Here is an 18,203-nt window from a genome sequence, read left to right as displayed (position 1 = left end):
CCCGGCGGGCCGTCTGACGGGAGATCTCCCGGTCGGCGGCCTGGACCTCGCCCAGCGGCCCGGACGACAACCCGACCGGCGGCACCGGGGCCGGAACGGTCAGCACGTCGTCCACGCAGTCGATCATACGTTCGAAACAGTCGTCGGACAAGGCTTGTGGACGGAGAAAGCCCAGGTCAACGGCGTAGCGGCTCCGCATCGGGGGTGCCCCACGCGCCGCCACATCCTCGCTGACCGCGCGCCGTCGGCAGCCGCCGTCAGCCCGTCGGCGTGAGCACCGGGACGGGCAGCACGGCGGCCGAGGCGACCACGTGGTCGACCAGCCCGTAGGCGCGGGCCTCCTCCGGGGTGAACCACCGGTCCCGGTCGGAGTCCCGTTCGATCTGCTCGACGCTCTGCCCGGTGTGCTGCGCCTGCAGCTCGTCCACCTCGCGCTTGAGCCGGCGCAGCATGTCGGCCTGCACGGCGATGGCGGACTGGGTGCCCCCGACCCCGCCCGAGGGCTGGTGCACGAGGATCCGGGTGTGCGGCAGCGCGAACCGCTTGCCCGGCGTGCCCGCCGTCAGCAGGAACTGCCCCATCGAGGCGGCCATCCCGAACGCGTAGGTGGCGACGTCGCAGCCGAGGGACCGCATGGTGTCGAAGACGGCCAGCCCGGCGGTCACCGAGCCGCCCGGTGAGTTGACGTAGAGCGAGATGTCACGGCGCGGGTCGTCGGCGGCCAGCAGCAGCATGCGCGCGCACAGCTGGTTGGCCACCTCGTCGTCGACCTGGGTGCCGAGGACGACGATCCGCTCGCGCAGCAACCGGTCGGAGACGGCGTCCTGCAGACCGGGACCGCCGGCGTTCTCTCGCAGGGTCGGGACGTGCACGGGGACCTCCGGGACCACTCGGGGACGACGACACCGGTAGTGGACCGCAGAATGCACCCGGAATGGCGCCGTTACGCCATTCGCGCAATTCTTGTGCTCTCGGCGGAATGGTGGCGGCTAGCGGTCCCCCGCCACCGCGGCGACCACCTCGCGCATCCCGGTGCGGCCCTCGGGCGTCGGCGTCAGCGGGTAGACGTGGACGGCGCCCCCGCGGACGGTGAGGTCCACCCGCGCGCCCTCGGCGGCGGCCCGGTCGCGCAGCCGGAGCACGTCGGGGTACAGCAGGTCGCGGGTGCCGATCCAGATCCGCACGGGCGGCAGGCCGGTGAGCGGGCCGTTGACCGGACTCAGTCGGGGGTCGGCCGGGTCGTCGCCGCCGGCCCACGCGCGGCCGGTCTCGACCAGGCCGGCGCGGGACAGCCACGGGTCGCGCGCCTCGGCCGTGGCCACGCCGGGGCCGGCGAGCGTGAGATCGAGCCACGGCGCGATCAGGACCAGCCGCCGCGGCTGCGGCAGGCCGGACCCGAGCAGCGTCTGGGCGAAGCCGAGCGCCAGCCCGCCGCCTGCGGAGTCGCCGGCGAGGACGACGTCGTCGCTGCCCAGCTCTCCGTACACGGCGGTGAGCAGCGGGTAGGCGTCGCGGTACGTGGACGCCGGCGCGAGGCCGTAGTCGGGGACCTCGACCCGCACGCCGGCGTCGGCCAGGCGCCCGACCAGCGTCCAGTGCTGCGGCGCCATCCCGGCGACGTAGGCGCCGCCGTGCAGGTACACCGCGGCCCGCCCGCTGCCGCCGCCGCGCGGGGCCACGGTGTGCACGTCGACGCCCGCCACCTGCCTGGTGCCGACGTCGTTCCGGCGGCGCAGCGACCCCGGCAGGGGCGCCGGCGGACCGGGGTCGGCCATCCGCTGCCGCGCGCGCTCGGCGGTGACCATGCGGGGCTTGGCGGTCACCCGCAGGAAGCCGGCGACCGCCCGCATGCGCACGCTCACGCCGCAGTCCGCAGCACCTGCTCGAACGAAGTGGCCGGGCGGCCGGTCAGGTTCTCGACGGCGGTGCTCACGCGCGCCATCTCACCGGCGGCGACGGCGGTGTACGTGGACACCCAGGCCTCCACCTGCCAGTCCGGGGCGCCGTAGGAGGCGCGCGAGGCGAAGGCCTCCTCCACCGTCTCCGGGTGGTAGCGCACGGGCCGGCCGGTGACGGCGGTGATCGTGGCGGCGACCTCGGCGAGGGTCAGCGCCTGCGGGCCGGTGAGCTCGTGGGTGCGCCCGGCGTGCGCCGCGGGGTCCCGGAGGACGGCGACGGCGGCGTCGGCGACGTCGTCCTGGGCGACCGCCGCCACCCGCCCCTCGCCGGCCGGGCCGCGGATCACGCCGTCCTCCCCCACCAGGCCGGGGAGGAAGTCGGCGTAGAGCGCGTCGCGCAGGAAGGTGTGCACGAGGCCGCGGGCGCGGACGTGCTCCTCGGTCGCCCAGTGGTCGCGGGCCAGCGTGAAGGTGGCGTCCGGCGCGGCGCCCTGGAAGGAGAGGTACACCAGGTGCCCCACGCCGGCGGCCGCGGCGGCGTCGACGAAGGTGCGGTGCTGGTCGACCCGGTCGGCCGACTCCGACGCCGACACCATGAAGACCGTGCCGACGCCCTCCAGCGCCCGCCGGACGGCGTCCCCGTCGCCGTAGGGCGCGACGACGGCGGCGGCGCCGGGCAGCCGCGGCGCCCGCGAGGGGTCGCGGACCAGCAGCCGCAGCGGAACGCCGGCGGCGGCGAGCCGCTGGGCGACGCGGCCGCCGATCTGACCGGTGGCGCCGGTGACGGCGACGGGGACCTGTGACAACGGGACTCCTCGGGTCGGTGACCCGGGATCCTCCCCTGCCCGGTCAGGCGGCGGCGAGCACCGGCCGCTGCTCGGCGGGCCGGACCGGCCGGCGCACGGGCAGGGGGACGACCGGTGCCGGTGCGCGGCGGGCCAGCACGGCGCAGGTGACGAGGGCGCAGGCCAGTCCGACCGCGGCCGCCAGCGCCGGCAGCGGCTGGCCGGACGAGACGCCGTAGCCGGTCCAGGTGGCGCAGGACGCGGCGCCGAGCCACCAGCGCGCCGGGGACAGCCCCGACACGTCCTGGGCGCGGTCCCGCAGGAGTCCCAGCGGCTGGGGCAGCGCGCCGGCGGCACCCACCAGGGCGGTGACCGAGCCGAGCGCGGTGGCGACGGCGGCCGCCGGGGCGCCGATCACCAGCACGGCGAGGCCGGCGCCGGCGGCGAGGGCGAGGAGCCCCGCGGCGCCCGGGGCGGTGCAGAGCAGTGCGCGCCGGGCCCGCAGCCGCGGCTGGGTGAGCAGGAGGGCGGCGAGGACGGCGGTGTTGCCCGCGCCGACGACGGCGTTGGTGACCACCTGGGCGGGGTCGTGGACGAGCAGGCCGAAGACCAGCCAGCAGAGGTTCAGGGCGACGGCGAGCCAGGTGCCGGTGGGCGAGAGGCCCCGGGTGCGGCGGTGCCGGCAGGAGAGCCAGACCTGGGGCCAGATGACGGCGATGCTGAGGGTGGACGCGAGGACGCCGAGGACGGCGGGCATGGCGGAGCAGGGATCCGTTCGGGGAGACGAGCGAGGGGCGGGGCCACCGGCCGGGAGTGCGCCCCCTGGTCGCGTCCCTCGTCGCTGAGCGGATCGGCGAACGGTGCCCGATGACCACAGGTGTCATCGGCGTAGCAGAACCGTTTCGTCACTGGATCCGCCGTGATCCTGCTGTGACCTCGCTCGCCCTCCGTCGCGGCCGGCCCCTCCCGCGCGTCAGCCGAGCGGTGTGCCGCACCTCGGGCAGGCCCAGTCGGGCATCGGCTCGGACAGGACGCAGCCGGCCAGGACGACCTCGCCCCGCTCCGCGGCCTCGAACGTCTCCGCCGACGGGAGCCCGACGACGTACGGCACGGCGGCCGGGGTATCGGGGCAGGTCGGGGCAGTGGCACGGCGCGGCATGCGCCCAGCGTGGGAGAGCGTTACCGGCCGGCGCCAGGCCCTCCCCGTGGTCCTCGCCCCGACGGGGCAGCCCCGCGGCGCCACCCTCGGGTGGCGGTCCTGAGACGGCCGGTGCCCCGGCCCCGCGGGAAGCGGGACCGGGGCACCGGTCGGTCGTGCTCGGAGACTACCTCAGCTGACAACTGTCATCCCAAGGTCATTCCTAGTCTCACCAATGCTGCGGGTAGCAGCCCCAACATGTCCTCAGGTTGATCGCGAGCGACTCGCTGACCTGCGCTTTGTCCGTGCCGCTACCCCTTGAACAGGTGCCGGGCTGCCGCGTTCACGGGTTCCGGCGTTCCTTGCAGGTCGAACTGAAACAAGGGCACGCCAACCTTGTTGGCCCAGTCGATGGCGGTGTGTACGTAACCGCCAAGGCTGAAGACGAGAGCGGTCTTACCTTCGGCGGCGGCGACGCCGTAGGCGTTCTGAATGACCGGGCGGCCGGTCGGCACGCCTTCCATCTTGACCTGGGCGATTGCCTCGACGGAGTAGACGTCGATGCCCTCGTCGGCGCCCACAGGAGTGACGCCGACCTGGTTGAAGCCGAGCCAGCGCATCCAATCAGCGACGGTCAGTTCGGCGTCATGTGGGGTGCGGATCAGGCGAGGAGCAGGAGGTGCCCCTCGACCACGGGCGGGCGTCTTCGCCCCGGCAAGTAGCGTGACGATCTTGTCCGACACGTGCGGCGGAAGCGCCCGCGAACTGGCCCAGTGCCCATCGCCCTGCGTCTCGTCTGTGGGGCGCAGATCGTCAGGGGTGGAGTACAGGTAGCGCAGCATGGCGGCAACGGCGTGAGCGACGTCGTCCTTCGCTGGGTCCGCTCCCTCGAAACCCCACCATATGCCGTCCTTGTCCACCGGAAAGAGCGCGCGATCCTCCGGCGGAACAGGGAGGGCGGAGGCGCTGATCGTCCAGTCATTGTCCATGTGGGCCAGACCGACATGCGCTTCCGTAACGGGACTCGGCTGCCATATCAGGCACGTCTCACCACCATGCTGATCCACGCGGTACATCACTTGACGGATCCGCTTGGCCACCGCCGCCCATTCTGGGGACAACTCCGGCAGACGAGGACGAGGTAGCAAAGGTGCGGGCGGCTCGGCTGGAATGGATTTCGCCAGCGTGGTTTGTGCGGATTCCGTCGCTGTTTCGGAAGACTTGACACTGAAGATTTTTTGCAACCAGCCCATGGTCAACTCCCCGTTTCGCAGTTCCCCTCGACCGTGGCCGAGCCACTGGGATAGATGGTCGCCGTGAGCGTGACAGCCTCCCGGGTGGAGACGGTCGCCAGATGATCTCTCACCCGCTCGAAATACACTCGCCGTTACGTCGCAAGTAAGCACTGAGGGGCGAGACTCGCACGAGTCTCGCCCCTCAGTTTCGTCACGAACGTTGTTGCCAGCCCTTGCTGTGCACTACCTATGACAGGCCCTGCACTATCGCTGACAACTGGTGCACTATTCGCGACAGCGCCGTGCACTACTCGCGACGAGCGTCATCAGCTGCAGCCGCTGGTGGAGCCGCAGCCCTCGCAGACGTAGCAGCTGCCGGCCGGGCGCATCTTCGTGCCGCAGGTCATGCACAGCGGCGCGTCGGTGGCGGTCCCGGTGACCAGCTCGAGCAGCTCGGCCGAGGAGTGGGCCTCCTTGATCGACTTCGGGCCCTCGGGGGTGACCTTCTCCTGCGCCGGGGTCTCGGTCGGCACCGAGCCGCGCAGCGCCTCGACGTCGACCTCCTCCGCCTCGACGACCTCCGCGGTCGAGGCCGAGCCGCCGTAGCTGCCCGACACCTGCGCGGCCCGCTCCTCGGCGCTGAAGATGCCGAGGGTGGCGCGGGTGTCGACCGGCAGGTGGTCGAGGGCCAGGCGACGGAAGATGTAGTCCATCACCGACTGGGCGATCCGGATGTCCGGGTCGTCGGTCATGCCGGCCGGCTCGAAGCGCATGTTGGTGAACTTCTGGATGTAGGTCTCCAGCGGCACACCGTGCTGCAGCGCGATCGAGATGCCGATCGAGAAGGCGTCCATGACACCGGCGAGGGTCGAGCCCTGCTTGCCGAGCTTGAGGAACACCTCGCCGAGGCTGCCGTCCTCGTACATCCCGGCGGTCATGTAGCCCTCGGCACCGGCGACGCTGAACGACGTCGTCATGCTCTGCCGCTTCTTGGGCAGCCGGCGGCGGACCGGGTGCGACGTGGTGGTGACCGGAGCGGCCTCCACCTCGACCTTGGCCTCGGACTTCTTGGCCTTGGCGTCGGACAGCGGCTGGCCGACCTTGCAGTTGTCGCGGTAGATCGCCAGCGCCTTGAGGCCGAGCTTCCAGCCCTGGAAGTAGATGTTCTCGACGTCCTCGACGGTCGCCGTCTCCGGCATGTTGACCGTCTTGCTGATCGCGCCGGAGATGAACGGCTGCACCGCGGCCATCATGCGGACGTGGCCCATCGGGGAGATGGCCCGCTCGCCCATGGCGCAGTCGAACACCTCGTAGTGCTCCGGGCGCAGGCTCGGCGCGTCGACGACGTGACCGTGCTCGGCGATGTACTCGACGATCGCCTCGACCTGCTCGTCCTGGTAGCCGAGGCTCTTCAGCGCCCGCGGGACCGTCTGGTTGACGATCTGCATGGACCCGCCGCCGACCAGCTTCTTGTACTTGACCAGCGAGAAGTCCGGCTCGATGCCGGTCGTGTCGCAGTCCATCATGAAGCCGATGGTCCCGGTGGGGGCCAGCACGGAGGCCTGGGCGTTGCGCCAGCCGTACTCCCCGCCGATCTCGAGGCACTCCTGCCACTGGGCGGTGGCGGCGCGCAGCACGTCGGCGTCGTCGGCGCCGACCGGGCGGATGGCGTCGTTGGCCGCGGCGTGCTTGCGCATGACGCGGGCGTGCGCGTCGGCGTTGCGGGCGAACCCGTCGTAGGCGCCGACGATGCCGGCCAGCTCGGCCGAGCGGCGGTAGGCGGTGCCGGTCATCAGCGAGGTGATGGCCGCGGCCAGCGTCTGGCCACCGCGCGAGTCGTAGGCGTGGCCGGTGGCCATCAGCAGGGCGCCGAGGTTGGCGTAGCCGATGCCCAGCTGCCGGTAGGCGCGGGTGGTCTCACCGATCGGGTCGGTCGGGAAGTCGGCGAAGCAGATGGAGATGTCCATCGCCGTGATGACCAGCTCGACGGCCTTGACGAAGGTCTTGGCGTCAAAGGTCCCGTCGTCCTTGAGGAACTTCATGAGGTTCAGGGACGCCAGGTTGCACGAGCTGTTGTCCAGGCTCATGTACTCCGAGCAGGGGTTGGACGCGTTGATCCGGCCCGTCTCGGGGTTGGTGTGCCAGTCGTTGATCGTGTCGTCGTACTGGATGCCCGGGTCGGCGCACTCCCACGCGGCCTTGGTGACCTTGCGGAACAGCTCCTTGGCGTCGACGGTCTCGATCACCGAGCCGTCGAGGCGGCCACGCAGACCGAAGTCGGTGCCGTCCTCGACCGCTCGCATGAACTCGTCGGAGACGCGGACGGAGTTGTTGGCGTTCTGGTACTGGACGCTGGTGATGTCCTTGCCGCCGAGGTCCATGTCGTACCCGGCGTCGCGCAGCGCGCGGATCTTGTCCTCCTCGCGCGCCTTGGTCTCGATGAACTCCTCGATGTCGGGGTGGTCGATGTCGAGGACGACCATCTTCGCCGCGCGGCGGGTGGCTCCACCGGACTTGATGGTCCCGGCAGAGGCGTCGGCGCCGCGCATGAAGCTGACCGGGCCGGAGGCGGTGCCGCCGGAGGAGAGCAGCTCCTTGGAGGAGCGGATGCGGGAGAGGTTCAGACCGGCGCCGGAGCCGCCCTTGAAGATCAGCCCCTCCTCCCGGTACCAGTTGAGGATCGAGTCCATCGTGTCGTCGACGGCGAGGATGAAGCAGGCGCTGACCTGCTGCGGCGCGCTCGTGCCGACGTTGAACCACACGGGGCTGTTGAAGCTGAACACCTGGTGCAGCAGCATCCAGGTCAGCTCGTGCTCGAAGACCTCGGCGTCGCCCTCGCTGGCGAAGTAGCCGTGCTCGCGGCCGGCGGCGCCGTAGGTGAGCACCACCCGGTCGATGAGCTGGCGCAGGCTGGTCTCCCGCTGCGGGGTGCCGACGGCGCCGCGGAAGTACTTCGTGGTGACGATGTTGGTGGCGTTGATGCTCCACTCGGCGGGGAACTCCACGCCGCGCTGCTCGAAGTTGATCGAGCCGTCACGCCAGTTGGTCATGACGACGTCGCGGCGCTCCCACGTCACCTCGTCGTACGGGTGCAGGCCCGCGGTGGTGTAGACGCGCTTGACCTTCAGGCCCTTCCCCCTGGTCGGCGCCTTGGCGGCCCGACGGGTGCGGCCTGCCGGGCGGTCCTCGATCTCGGTCACGAGCTCTCCCTCGGTGAAGTGGTCCAGGCGGCTGGGGAAGAGAGCCGACCTGTTTCTAGCGGGCGGTACTGACGTTCTCTGGCGGTGCGAACGGTGGTGCCGGGGTGGCGCTGCTGGGTGGTGCGGGGCCGGCGACGCTGCCGGCGGGTCGAGGGGCAGGGGACGGCGGTCAGCCGTCGCGGGCGGGCGAGGGGTTGCGGGCGGGGCCCCGGCGCCGGGGCGCCGGCGGCTCGATCTGCATCCCGGGCAGCGGCGGGGTGCCACCACGGTGGTGGCGCGCCCGCAGCTCGGTGATCTCCTTCTCGAAGTCCTCGACCGAGGTGAAGGCGCGGTAGACGCTGGCGAAGCGGAGGTAGGCCACCTCGTCGAGCTCCCGCAGCGGCTGCAGGATGGCCAGGCCCACCTCGTTGCTGGGGACCTCGGCCACGCCGCTGGCGCGGACGGCGTCCTCCACCTGCTGGGCGAGCTGCTGGAGCTGGTCCTCGTCGACCGGGCGGCCCTGGCAGGCCCGCCGCACACCGGCGACGACCTTGGCGCGGTTGAACGGCTCGCTGACACCGCTGCGCTTGACGACGGCGAGCACCGCCTCCTCCACGGTGGTGAAGCGGCGACCGCAGGCCGGGCACGAACGGCGGCGGCGGGTGGTCGCCCCCTCGTCGGCCTCGCGCGAGTCGATCACCCGGCTGTCGGGGTTGTGGCAGAACGGGCAGCGCACTGCGGGTCACCTCCTCCGCGGGTTCCTCGTCCGGACCGGTCCCCCGGTCGCGGGCGGCTCGTGCCGGCGGGCCCTGGCGGGCCGCCCGGCTGCCGGTCTCCTGTGGACCCCCCTGGGGACATCCGGTGGACTTCCCGTGGAGGTCCTGAGGACGGCCTGTGGATGAGTTCCAGAGGTGCAACTACTAGATGTAGGGGGACAGTAGGCCGCGCTCCACTACATCTGCAAGACGGGGATCCGCGTGTCTGTTCCGTCGAGATGCGCTCGTGACCCGGTGGTGACCAGGCGCGACCACGCTCCCCACCCGTCACACGACACGCCGGGAGCTCGTGCGTGTCGGTGCGCGACGGCGCCCGCGCGGGTGTATCCCGCGGGCACCACAGGACCGCCGGCCGACCGCCGCTGCGCGCCGGTGCACGAGCGGGAGGAACCGGCGCGGGCGCGGAGCCGAAGGGGGCAGAGCGCCGTCGGTGGCGCGGACCGGGCAGGTGCCCGGTGCCGGATCAGGCCGGAGGCCGGACCGCGGGCCGGCCGCCGCGCGGGTTCGGCACCAGGTCGCCGAGCCGGATCGGCCGGGTCAGCAGGTCCGGCTCCCCCGTGCTCTCCACGGCCGGGCCGGCGGGCGCCTCAGCGGCGGGCGCGGCACAGGTGACGCGCGGCATCTCGGTGGTGACCGCCCGGTGTCGCCCAGAGCCGGCGGGTGCCCGGTGGCGGCCCGCGGCGGCCGGGCGGACGGCGGGCTGCTCGGCGGTGACGTCGCCGCCGTGCCTCCGGGTGGCGCGTCGGGGAGCGCGGGCACCCGGCGCGACGGCGGGCTGCCCCGCCACGACCATGACGACCGTCCCCGGCGTGCCTGCGGACGCCTCCGCGAGGTCGGGAGCCAGGGACAGGTGCCGCTCGGGCAGTCGCACGGCGGCGAGGTCGGTCCAGGCCTCCTGTCCGGGCGCCGCGTCGCGCAGCCGGACGAGCGCCTGGCAGCCGTCGGTGGGGTCGACCCGCCAGCCGAGCATGGCGCCGGGCGCCCAGGCGCCGTCCATCCCGTCGCCGGCCACCAGGACCTCGACGTCCTGCGCGGACCGGAAGGACACCGTTGCGCTGCTGTTCACGGCTGCTGACACGCTCCTGACCGTAAGTGTCCTAGCGACCGCGGCCGGTGAACGACCGGGCCCGGATGGTTGACGAACTCACCGACGCCGTCTCGTCACTTCTCAGGGATGACGACTCCGGCCGGGACACCTACGGCAGGCGCAGGACCTGGCCCACGACGAGCGCGGACCCCTCCAGGTCGTTGAGCTCCTGGATCGCGTCGACCACGGCCCGCACGTCCCGGCCGGGGCCGGCCACCTCCCCGGCGATCGACCAGACGGTGTCCCCCTGCTCGACGACGAGGCTGCTCTCCCCCGCGAGGTGCAGGCCCGGGGCGGGCGCGAGGAACTCCCGCCCCAGGGCCGCACCGCCGACACCCGCCGCCAGCACCAGCGCGACCACCAGGCGGCGGCCGCGGCGGGTGAGCCGCACGGGCGCAGGGTCGGGCGCGCACCGGACGCGGGCGTCGCCGCGGGCCGGACCCGAGCGCACCGGCCGGCCACCGGGGCGGGCCGGGTCGCGGCGGGAGCGCGGCGCCTCGGCCGACGGGCCCGAGGTCCGCGCCGCCTGGGGGGCCGGCAGGTCGGGGACGGGCCGCAGGTGCCCGGTGACCCGCAGGCCGGAGCCGGGCACGGCTGCCCGCGGGACCCGCGCCTCCCGGGGGGCCTGCGCCGGCCGGCCGGCCGGTCGCGTCCCGCCGGGGCCACCGGCGTCCCCGAGCAACGGCCGCCACGGGACCCGGACCGCCGCGTCGAACTCCAGCACTGCCTGCCGCACGCCGCCCATGACCGCTCCTCCTCGACTGACCCACCGACTGGCCCACCGCATCGAACACGCGTTCGACTTCGAACGTGTGTGCGGATGTCTACCGCACGGCGACGACGGGATCGAGCCGGCGCGGCGTGTCCTTCGAACACACGTTTGAACCTGCGCGGTCCACGCGCTACGGTCCGTGCGGGCGCACCGCCCGCCGACCGGTCCGCAGGGCCGGGCGGTCGACGGAACGGCCGCGGGACGCGGCCGGCGAGGAGGAGACGTGGCGGGCACGAGCGGGACCGGCCAGGGCACGCGGAGCGGGGCGACGCGCCGGGCGGCCACCCCGGCCGGCGAGACCGCGGTCGCCGACGGCGCGGGCGCGGTCCGCACCTTCCCCGACCGCGGCGAGGGCGGCGACGGGCTGACCCAGCGCCAGCGCCGGGTCCTCGAGGTCATCCGCGACTCGATCGAGCGGCGCGGCTACCCGCCCTCGGTCCGCGAGATCGGTGAGGCCGTCGGCCTGTCCTCGGCGTCGTCGGTGGCCCACCAGCTGTCCGTGCTGCAGAAGAAGGGCTGGCTGCGGCGCGACCCCAACCGCCCGCGCGCCCTCGACGTGCGGCTCCCCGGCGACGCCACGGCCGAGGCCGCGCCGGCGGCCGCCGCGGCGCCCGACGGCACCACCGCCCCCACCTACGTGCCGCTGGTGGGACGTATCGCCGCCGGTGGCCCGGTGCTCGCCGAGCAGGCGGTCGAGGACGTGTTCCCGCTGCCCCGCGAGCTCGTCGGCGAGGGCACGCTGTTCATGCTGCGCGTCGCCGGTGACTCGATGGTCGACGCGGCCATCTGCGACGGCGACTGGGTGGTCGTGCGCCAGCAGCCCAGCGCCGAGAACGGCGAGATCGTCGCCGCGATGCTCGACGGCGAGGCCACGGTGAAGACCTACAAGCGCCGCGACGGGCACGTCTGGCTGCTGCCGCACAACCCGGCCTACGAGCCGATCCCCGGCGACGAGGCCACCATCCTCGGCCGCGTCGTCACCGTCCTGCGCCGGGTCTGACCGGCGGTCCGCCCGCCGGCGCGGCAGCTCAGGCGCCGGCGGGAGGACCGCCCGAGCGACGGCGGCGGATGCGCCCGCCGATCCACACCAGCACCGTCGCGACGAGCGCGGCCGCGATCCCCGCGGTCACCGGCGACGGTCCCGTGCCCCCGTCGTCGAGCAGCGCCGACAGCGACGGGTCCGCGGCGCCGCCCCCGCTCGCAGCCGTCGGGGCCGAGGCCGCCGGGATCGGCACGAGGGTGACGTCGCCGGGCACGCCCTCCCCCGCCACCAGCAGAGCGCTGCCGTCGGCGGTGAAGGAGACCGCCTCGCCCTGCGGGGCGTCGGGCAGCGCGATCCGCACCGGCTCGGCGGCCAGCGCGGCCGGGACGTCGGAGCCGGCCAGCGGCCAGACGTAGGCGTCGGTGTAGGTGCGCAGCGCGATGCGGCTGCCGTCGCGCGCGACCGCGCCGCCGGTCACGAGCAGTTGCCCGGCCCGCCCGACCGGCCCGCCCGGCGTGCCGGTGAGGGTGAAGGCGACGGTGCCGACGTCGGTCATCGGCACGGTGCCGCCGTCGACCAGCGGTGCGGCGGGCCGGTAGACGTGGCTGGCGCCGAGCACCTCCTTGGTCACCACGTACGGGGTGCCGTCGGGGGCGAGCAGCAGCGCCTCGGCGTCGTGCGGCCCGTCGGGATAGGTCAGCCGGTACAGCGCGGTGCCGCCGTCGGGCCGCAGCGCGATCAGCGCGACCGTGGCGCGGGTGGCGTTGTTGTCGCCGGTGTCTGCGAACCACACGGTGCCGTCGGCGCCGACGCCGAGGTCCTCCGGGTCGTAGGGGTCCAGCGCGGCGGTGGTCACGTCGACGACCTGGCACCCGACGTCGAGCACGTACACGGCGATCTCGTCCCCGCCGTCGACCATCGCCAGCATCCGGTCGCCGACGTCGACCAGCCCGGACAGCTCGGCCAGCCGCGGGTCGGTGACCTGGCAGCGCACCGACGGGGCCGCCGGCTCCTCGGCGGCGGCCGGCGCGGCGGTCAGGACCGCCAGGTCCAGGGTCAGCAGCCCCAGCGCCAGCAGGAGCGCCGGTGCCCGGCGGGAGCGCGCGACGGCGCTACGCGGGGGGGCGGCCGGCTCGGGCACTCGCCCAGCGTGACACCACGAGTGCGTCGAGTGCGTGAACCACGCCCAGCAGCAGCACCCCGACGGCCGCGCCCACCACGGCGTCGGTGACCCAGTGGAAGTCCAGGGACACCATCGCGATCCCGGTGGCCACCGGCCCGACGACGGCGAGCCACCACAGCGAGCGCTGCACCCGGGGCCCCATGCGGTACTCGACCGCCAGCCAGTAGGCCACGCCCCACATGAGCACGGCGTTGGCCACGTGCCCGGAGGGGTAGCTGGCGCCGTCGCGGTGGAAGAAGGAGCCGGGATAGGCCGGCGCCGTGCGCCCGGTCCCGAACTTGAACGCGTAGACGACCACCGTGAGCAGCGCCAGCGCGGTGAGCACCCGCAGCAGGGGCGCCACCGTCCGCCGCCGTACGCACAGCCACCCGACCAGGGCGGTCAGCACGATGAGGATGGTGCCGCGCCCGCCGATCTGGGTGACCGCCCAGACCGGCCAGTACGCCGGGGAGTCGCGCAGGTCCCACGCGCTGACCACCTCGGACACCTCGAGGTCGAGCCGCTCGAGCACGCCGCGGCTGAGCAGGTCGGCGGTCACGCCGACGGTGACGACGAACGCGACGAGCAGCAGCCACCACGACGGGCGGCCGGGGCTCACGACCGGCTCGGGCCGGGCTCCGGCCTCCTCCGGCTCCCCGGACGGCGCGCCGGGAGTGCGCCGCACAGCGGCGCTGCTCACACGGCCGCTGGTCACCTGGTCACGGTACCGGCCCGTGACCCCTCCGTGACCTCAGCGGTGGCGGACGGCGAGCCGCCCGGGCACCCGGCGTGGAGCCGGGCACCCGGGCGGATGCGGGAGAACGGGGTCAGCCGACGGGGACGGCGAACCGCTCGAGCGCGGCGGCCAGACCGCCGTCGACGCGGGCGGTGAGACGGGTGCCCGACGCCTCGTGCTCCTCGCTCAGGACCTCGCCGTCGCGGTGGACGCGGGCCACCAGGTCGCCGCGGTCGTAGGGCACCAGGACCTCGACCTCGACGTCCGGGTGGGGCAGCCGGGCGGCGACGATCTCGCGCAGCCGCTCGATGCCCTCACCGGTGCGGGCCGAGACCCACACCGCGCCCGGCAGCGCCTGGCGCAGGGTGAGCACGTCGTCCTCGGTCATGGCGTCGACCTTGTTGACGACGATCAGCTCGGGCACCGCCGCCGCGTCGATCTCGCGGAGCACCACGTGCACCGCGTCGATCTGGCCCAGCGGGTCGGGGTCGGCGCCGTCGACGACGTGCAGCAGCAGGTCGGCGCCGGCCACCTCCTCCAGCGTCGAGCGGAAGGCGTCGACCAGCTGGTGCGGCAGGTGCCGCACGAAGCCGACGGTGTCGGTGAGCGTGTACTCACGGCCGTCGGGCGACTGGGCCCGGCGCACCGTCGGGTCGAGGGTGGCGAACAGCGCGTTCTCCACCAGCACGCCCGCGCCGGTCAGCCGGTTGAGCAGGCTGGACTTGCCCGCGTTGGTGTACCCGGCGATCGCCACGCTGGGGACGGAGTTGCGGTCGCGGCCGGAGCGCTGCGTGGCCCGCGCGGTCGCCATGCCGGCGATCTCGCGGCGCAGCTTGCTCACGCGGGACCGGATCCGTCGCCGGTCGGTCTCGATCTTGGTCTCACCGGGACCGCGGGTACCGATGCCGCCACCGCCGGCGACACGGCCACCGGCCTGCCGGGACAGCGACTCACCCCACCCGCGCAGGCGCGGCAGCATGTACTGCATCTGGGCGAGCTCGACCTGCGCCTTGCCCTCCCGGCTGGTGGCGTGCTGGGCGAAGATGTCGAGGATCAGCGCGGTCCGGTCGACCACCTTGACCTTGAGGATCTTCTCCAGCGCGTTGAGCTGGCCCGGGGTCAGCTCGCCGTCGCAGATCACGGTGTCGGCGCCGGTCGACGCGACGATGTCGCGGATCTCGGCGGCCTTGCCGGACCCCACGTAGGTGCCGGCGTCGGGCTTGTCGCGCCGCTGACTCACCGCCTCGAGCACCTCGGAGCCGGCGGTCTCGGCGAGCGCCGCGAGCTCGGCCAGCGAGCGGTCGGCGTCGGCCTGGGTGCCCTCGGTCCACACGCCGACGAGCACGACGCGCTCGAGGCGCAGCTGCCGGTACTCGACCTCGCTGATGTCGGCGAGCTCGGTGGAGAGCCCCGCCACGCGGCGCAGCGCGCCACGGGCCTCGAGGTCGTAGGAGCCGGTGGTGTCGTCGGTCTCGTCCCACTGGCCGGCGGGCGCGGGGCGCAGGGTCTCCTCCGCGGACGGGGGCGCCCCCTCCGCGCGCTCGGCCCGGTCCTGCGCGGCAGCGAGCACGGCGCGGTTCTGTGCGGTCGTCATCGGGTCCAGCGTGGCACGCATGCCGTCCCCGGTCACCTGGGTTGTCGTCTCTGCAGTCGTCATACGACCGGTACAACACCGGAACGGGTCAGGTGCATCCCGCGGGGAGGCGGGTAGGGGCGAGACGACGACCACGACGCAGGGAGGCCCCCGTGAGCACCAGCAGCGACGCCGGCACCGACGACCCCGGCCGCGACCCCGCCGGCCTGGACCCGCCGCGCAACCTCTTCGGGGGCGCCGACCAGGACACCGGCCGCGGCGAGCCGCGCGGCACCGGCAACGTGGGCCCCGGCGACAAGCCCGAGGCGCCGACCGACGAGCCCGAGACCCGCGCCGACACCCCCGACGCCCCCTAGGGAGCCAGCCACTCCCGCGTGAGCTCGCCCGCCGCCACGACGACGGCGGGGCCGCGCAGCACCGTCGTCTCCGGGGACACGTCGACCGTCAGCCGCCCGCCGGGGACGTCGACGACGACGGTGCCGCGCTGCGGCTCCTCCGACCCCGCCGCCAGCGCCGCGTAGGCCGTGGCGCAGGCGCCGGTGCCGCAGGAGCGGGTCTCCCCCACCCCGCGCTCGTGCACCCGGAGCCGCACGTGCGCGTCGGCGCCCTCCGCGCCGGCGGCGAGCACCCGCACGAACTCGACGTTGACGCCGTCGGGGAACAGCGCGGCGTCGAAGCCGGGCTGCCGGGTGAGGTCGAGGGCGTCGATGTCGGCGTCGGTGGGGCAGACCAGGTGCGGGTTGCCCATCGACACCGCCTGCCCGGGGAACACCTGCCCGGCGACGGTGGCCTCGCCGCGGCCGAAGGGCCGGGCCGGGCCCATGTCGACCCAGTAGGTGCCGTCGGGACCGGCGCCCACCCGCCGCGGCCCGCCGCGGGTGCCCACGAGCACGCCGTCGGCGCAGGCGGCGCGGTCGAGCAGTCCCTCGGTGACCAGCACGTGCAGGAACAGCCGGATGCCGTTGCCGCACATCTCCGCGTGCGAGCCGTCGGCGTTGCGGTGGTCCATGAACCACTCGCAGTCGTCGAGGTGCTCGCCGAGGACGGCGGGGGCGTCGGGCACGGACCGGCTGCGCACCACCCGCAGGACGCCGTCGCCGCCGAGGCCGGAGCGGCGCTCGCACAGCCGCTGCACCAGGGCGGCGTCGAGGCGGTCCTCGGGCCAGCGGTCCCCGTCGGGGTCGGGGAGGACGACGAAGTCGTTCTCGGTGCCGTGCCCGAGGAGGAACCGGTCGCTCACCGCCCGATCGTACGGCCGGCGACCAGCGCCCCGACCGCGTCGGCGAGGTCGGGACGGGCGGCGTCGAACCACGTCGTCGCCGCGTCGCGGCGGAACCAGGAGCGCTGCCGGCGGACGAACCGGCGGGTGGTGGCGACCGTCCGCTCGCGCGCCTCGGCGGGCGTCAGGTCGCCGTCGAGCTGGGCCAGCACCTGCGCGTAGCCGAGGGCCCGGGAGGCGGTCGGGCCCTCGCGCAGGCCGTCGGCCGCGAGTCGCTCCACCTCGGCGACGAACCCGGCGGCCCACATCCGGTCGACCCGCTCGGCCACCCGGGCGTCGAGCTCGGCCGGCTCGCGGTCCAGGCCGACGACCACCGCCGGGTAGTGCGGCCGCGGCTCGGGCAGCGTCGCGCGGAACGGGCGGCCGGTGATCTCGACGACCTCCAGCGCCCGCACGATCCGCCGCCCGTTGCTGGGCAGGACGGCCGCGGCGGCGTCGGGGTCGACGGCGGCGAGCCGGGCGTGCAGCGCGGCGGGGCCGACATCGTCCAGCTCGGCCTGCAGGCGGGCGCGCACGGCGGGGTCGGTACCGGGGATGTCGAGGTCGTCGAGGACGGCGCGCACGTAGAGCCCCGAGCCGCCGACCAGCAGCGGCAGCACGCCCGCCGCCCGCAGCCGGTCGATCTCCGCCCGGGCCATCCGGGCGTACTCCGCCACCGACGCCGCCTGCCGCACCGGCCAGACGTCGAGCAGGTGGTGCGGCACGCCCTGCCGCTCGGCGGCGTCGGGCTTGGCGGTGCCGATGTCCATGCCGCGGTAGAGCTGCATGGAGTCGGCGTTGACCACCTCGCCCCCCAGCCGCTGCGCGAGCGTCACCGCCAGCGCCGTCTTGCCGGTGGCGGTGGGTCCGACGACGGCCACCACGGGCGGCAGCGTCACCGCGCCGTCCACGACGCCACCAGGTACCCGACGCCGAACGGTGCGCCGTCGAACAGCAGGGCGGCGTCGACGTCGCGGCCGGCCAGCAGCGCGCCGGCCGCCCGCCAGGACGAGACGCCGGCGACCAGCAGCCGCTCTCCCTCCGCCGGGTCGAGCGCGGCCAGCGCGGCGGCGTCCCCCGCGGCGAGCGCGGCGGCCACGGCGGCGTCGAAGGGCGCGGCGGCCGGGTCGAGGTGCCCGGGCGCCTTCTCGCTGCGCCGGGCCGAGCCGTCCCCCATGACGAGCAGGCCGGTCCGGCCGGGCAGCTCCGCGACGACGGCGGCGAGGTCCTCCGGCGCCGTCCCGACGCGGGCGCCGGCGTACCCGGCGCGGTCGAGCAGCCAGGCGCCGACGGTCAGAGACAGCGGCAGCCGCCGACCGCCGGAGCGCACGGCGCCGTCCAGTGGCACGTCGAGGTCCACGCCGAAGCCCCGCAGGTCCCCGCCGTCGCCGGGCCCGTACCGCCCGTCCGTGCCGGGGCCCACGAGCACCACGGCGTCGGGCCGACCGGCGACGAGCGCCTCGACCGCCGCGGCGCACGCGGCGCGCAGCGCGGCGGTGTCCGCGGCGGCCCGGCCGGCGACCTCGGGGAGCAGCAGCGGCGGGCACGGGCAGAAGGCGACCGGGACCGGTGCGGCGGGCGGGCTGCTCACCGCAGCAGTG

At 74.6% G+C, this 18,203-nt stretch carries 18 protein-coding genes; 2 read left to right on the top strand and 16 right to left on the bottom strand.

What is annotated here, in order from left to right:
- Positions 1-257: 257 nt before the first annotated feature.
- The 10 genes from FN207_RS25075 to FN207_RS25030 all read right to left on the bottom strand — a co-directional run bounded on the left by FN207_RS25075 (position 258) and on the right by FN207_RS25030 (position 10,843).
- Complete coding sequence (locus FN207_RS25075) at positions 258-872, bottom strand: ClpP family protease (RefSeq protein ID WP_142461177.1); 615 nt, start codon at positions 870-872, stop codon at positions 258-260.
- 117 nt (positions 873-989) lie between these two features.
- Positions 990-1,862, bottom strand: a complete 873-nt coding sequence (locus tag FN207_RS25070) for an alpha/beta hydrolase fold domain-containing protein (protein WP_246066370.1) — start codon at positions 1,860-1,862, stop codon at positions 990-992.
- Positions 1,859-2,704 carry an SDR family oxidoreductase gene (locus tag FN207_RS25065; protein WP_142461176.1) on the bottom strand — a complete coding sequence of 282 codons (846 nt, stop codon included), beginning with the start codon at positions 2,702-2,704 and terminating at the stop codon, positions 1,859-1,861. The genes FN207_RS25070 and FN207_RS25065 overlap by 4 nt, the downstream gene beginning before the upstream one ends.
- 43 nt (positions 2,705-2,747) lie before the next feature.
- Complete coding sequence (locus FN207_RS25060) at positions 2,748-3,440, bottom strand: SemiSWEET transporter (RefSeq protein ID WP_142461175.1); 693 nt, start codon at positions 3,438-3,440, stop codon at positions 2,748-2,750.
- A gap of 216 nt (positions 3,441-3,656) precedes the next feature.
- Complete coding sequence (locus FN207_RS25055; RefSeq protein WP_221888393.1) at positions 3,657-3,794, bottom strand: hypothetical protein; 138 nt, start codon at positions 3,792-3,794, stop codon at positions 3,657-3,659.
- 338 nt (positions 3,795-4,132) lie between these two features.
- Positions 4,133-5,074 (bottom strand): restriction endonuclease, encoded by a 942-nt coding sequence (locus FN207_RS25050; RefSeq protein WP_142461173.1) that lies wholly within the window; start codon positions 5,072-5,074, stop codon positions 4,133-4,135.
- Between the two features lie 308 nt (positions 5,075-5,382).
- Positions 5,383-8,256: a vitamin B12-dependent ribonucleotide reductase gene (locus FN207_RS25045; RefSeq protein ID WP_142461172.1), complete on the bottom strand. Its 2,874-nt coding sequence runs from the start codon at positions 8,254-8,256 to the stop codon at positions 5,383-5,385.
- A gap of 169 nt (positions 8,257-8,425) precedes the next feature.
- Positions 8,426-8,971 carry a transcriptional regulator NrdR gene (gene nrdR, locus FN207_RS25040; RefSeq protein WP_110908669.1) on the bottom strand — a complete coding sequence of 182 codons (546 nt, stop codon included), beginning with the start codon at positions 8,969-8,971 and terminating at the stop codon, positions 8,426-8,428.
- Positions 8,972-9,474: 503 nt separating this feature from the next.
- A complete protein-coding gene (locus tag FN207_RS25035; protein WP_142461171.1) occupies positions 9,475-10,089 on the bottom strand; it encodes a hypothetical protein in 615 nt (204 codons plus the stop codon).
- A 118-nt stretch (positions 10,090-10,207) separates the two neighbouring features.
- On the bottom strand, positions 10,208-10,843 hold the full coding sequence (locus tag FN207_RS25030) for a LysM peptidoglycan-binding domain-containing protein (RefSeq protein ID WP_142461170.1): 636 nt from the start codon (positions 10,841-10,843) through the stop codon (positions 10,208-10,210).
- Positions 10,844-11,093: 250 nt separating this feature from the next.
- On the opposite strand from FN207_RS25030, the gene lexA reads away from it, so the two are divergent.
- Complete coding sequence (gene lexA / locus FN207_RS25025) at positions 11,094-11,870, top strand: transcriptional repressor LexA (RefSeq protein ID WP_142461169.1); 777 nt, start codon at positions 11,094-11,096, stop codon at positions 11,868-11,870.
- Between the two features lie 28 nt (positions 11,871-11,898).
- Here lexA and FN207_RS25020 read toward each other — a convergent pair whose 3' ends face one another.
- The 3 genes from FN207_RS25020 to hflX all read right to left on the bottom strand — a co-directional run bounded on the left by FN207_RS25020 (position 11,899) and on the right by hflX (position 15,344).
- Positions 11,899-12,993, bottom strand: coding sequence for a flagellar basal-body rod protein FlgG (locus tag FN207_RS25020; RefSeq protein ID WP_246066369.1), 1,095 nt, complete (start codon positions 12,991-12,993; stop codon positions 11,899-11,901).
- Positions 12,965-13,729: a phosphatase PAP2 family protein gene (locus FN207_RS25015; protein ID WP_246066368.1), complete on the bottom strand. Its 765-nt coding sequence runs from the start codon at positions 13,727-13,729 to the stop codon at positions 12,965-12,967. The genes FN207_RS25020 and FN207_RS25015 overlap by 29 nt, the downstream gene beginning before the upstream one ends.
- A gap of 112 nt (positions 13,730-13,841) precedes the next feature.
- Complete coding sequence (gene hflX, locus FN207_RS25010; RefSeq protein ID WP_142461168.1) at positions 13,842-15,344, bottom strand: GTPase HflX; 1,503 nt, start codon at positions 15,342-15,344, stop codon at positions 13,842-13,844.
- 152 nt (positions 15,345-15,496) lie between these two features.
- On the opposite strand from hflX, the gene FN207_RS25005 reads away from it, so the two are divergent.
- A complete protein-coding gene (locus FN207_RS25005; protein WP_142461167.1) occupies positions 15,497-15,700 on the top strand; it encodes a hypothetical protein in 204 nt (67 codons plus the stop codon).
- On the opposite strand, the gene dapF is transcribed toward FN207_RS25005, so the two are convergent.
- The 3 genes from dapF to FN207_RS26590 are packed head-to-tail and all read right to left on the bottom strand — an operon-like array spanning position 15,697 to position 18,193.
- Complete coding sequence (dapF, locus tag FN207_RS25000; protein WP_142461166.1) at positions 15,697-16,584, bottom strand: diaminopimelate epimerase; 888 nt, start codon at positions 16,582-16,584, stop codon at positions 15,697-15,699. The two genes, FN207_RS25005 and dapF, sit on opposite strands and share 4 nt — an antisense overlap.
- Entirely contained in the window at positions 16,581-17,501 is a 921-nt protein-coding gene (gene miaA, locus FN207_RS24995; RefSeq protein WP_221888392.1) for a tRNA (adenosine(37)-N6)-dimethylallyltransferase MiaA, read from the bottom strand. Before miaA ends, dapF begins: the two co-directional genes overlap by 4 nt.
- Positions 17,498-18,193 (bottom strand): class III extradiol ring-cleavage dioxygenase family protein, encoded by a 696-nt coding sequence (locus FN207_RS26590; RefSeq protein ID WP_185938574.1) that lies wholly within the window; start codon positions 18,191-18,193, stop codon positions 17,498-17,500. Before FN207_RS26590 ends, miaA begins: the two co-directional genes overlap by 4 nt.
- Between the last annotated feature and the right edge of the window lie 10 nt (positions 18,194-18,203).

It is taken from the genome of Geodermatophilus aquaeductus, assembly GCF_900182545.1.
Lineage (GTDB): Bacteria > Actinomycetota > Actinomycetes > Mycobacteriales > Geodermatophilaceae > Geodermatophilus > Geodermatophilus aquaeductus.
This window is presented reverse-complemented; position numbering and strand designations above follow the sequence as displayed.

Bases quoted from the DNA above. Each gene is read 5' to 3' on its own strand.
- FN207_RS25030 (WP_142461170.1), bottom strand. From the start codon at position 10,843: ATGGGCGGCGTGCGGCAGGCAGTGCTGGAGTTCGACGCGGCGGTCCGG.
- FN207_RS25050 (WP_142461173.1), bottom strand. From the start codon at position 5,074: ATGGGCTGGTTGCAAAAAATCTTCAGTGTCAAGTCTTCCGAAACAGCG.
- FN207_RS25060 (WP_142461175.1), bottom strand. From the start codon at position 3,440: ATGCCCGCCGTCCTCGGCGTCCTCGCGTCCACCCTCAGCATCGCCGTC.
- hflX (WP_142461168.1), bottom strand. From the start codon at position 15,344: ATGACGACCGCACAGAACCGCGCCGTGCTCGCTGCCGCGCAGGACCGG.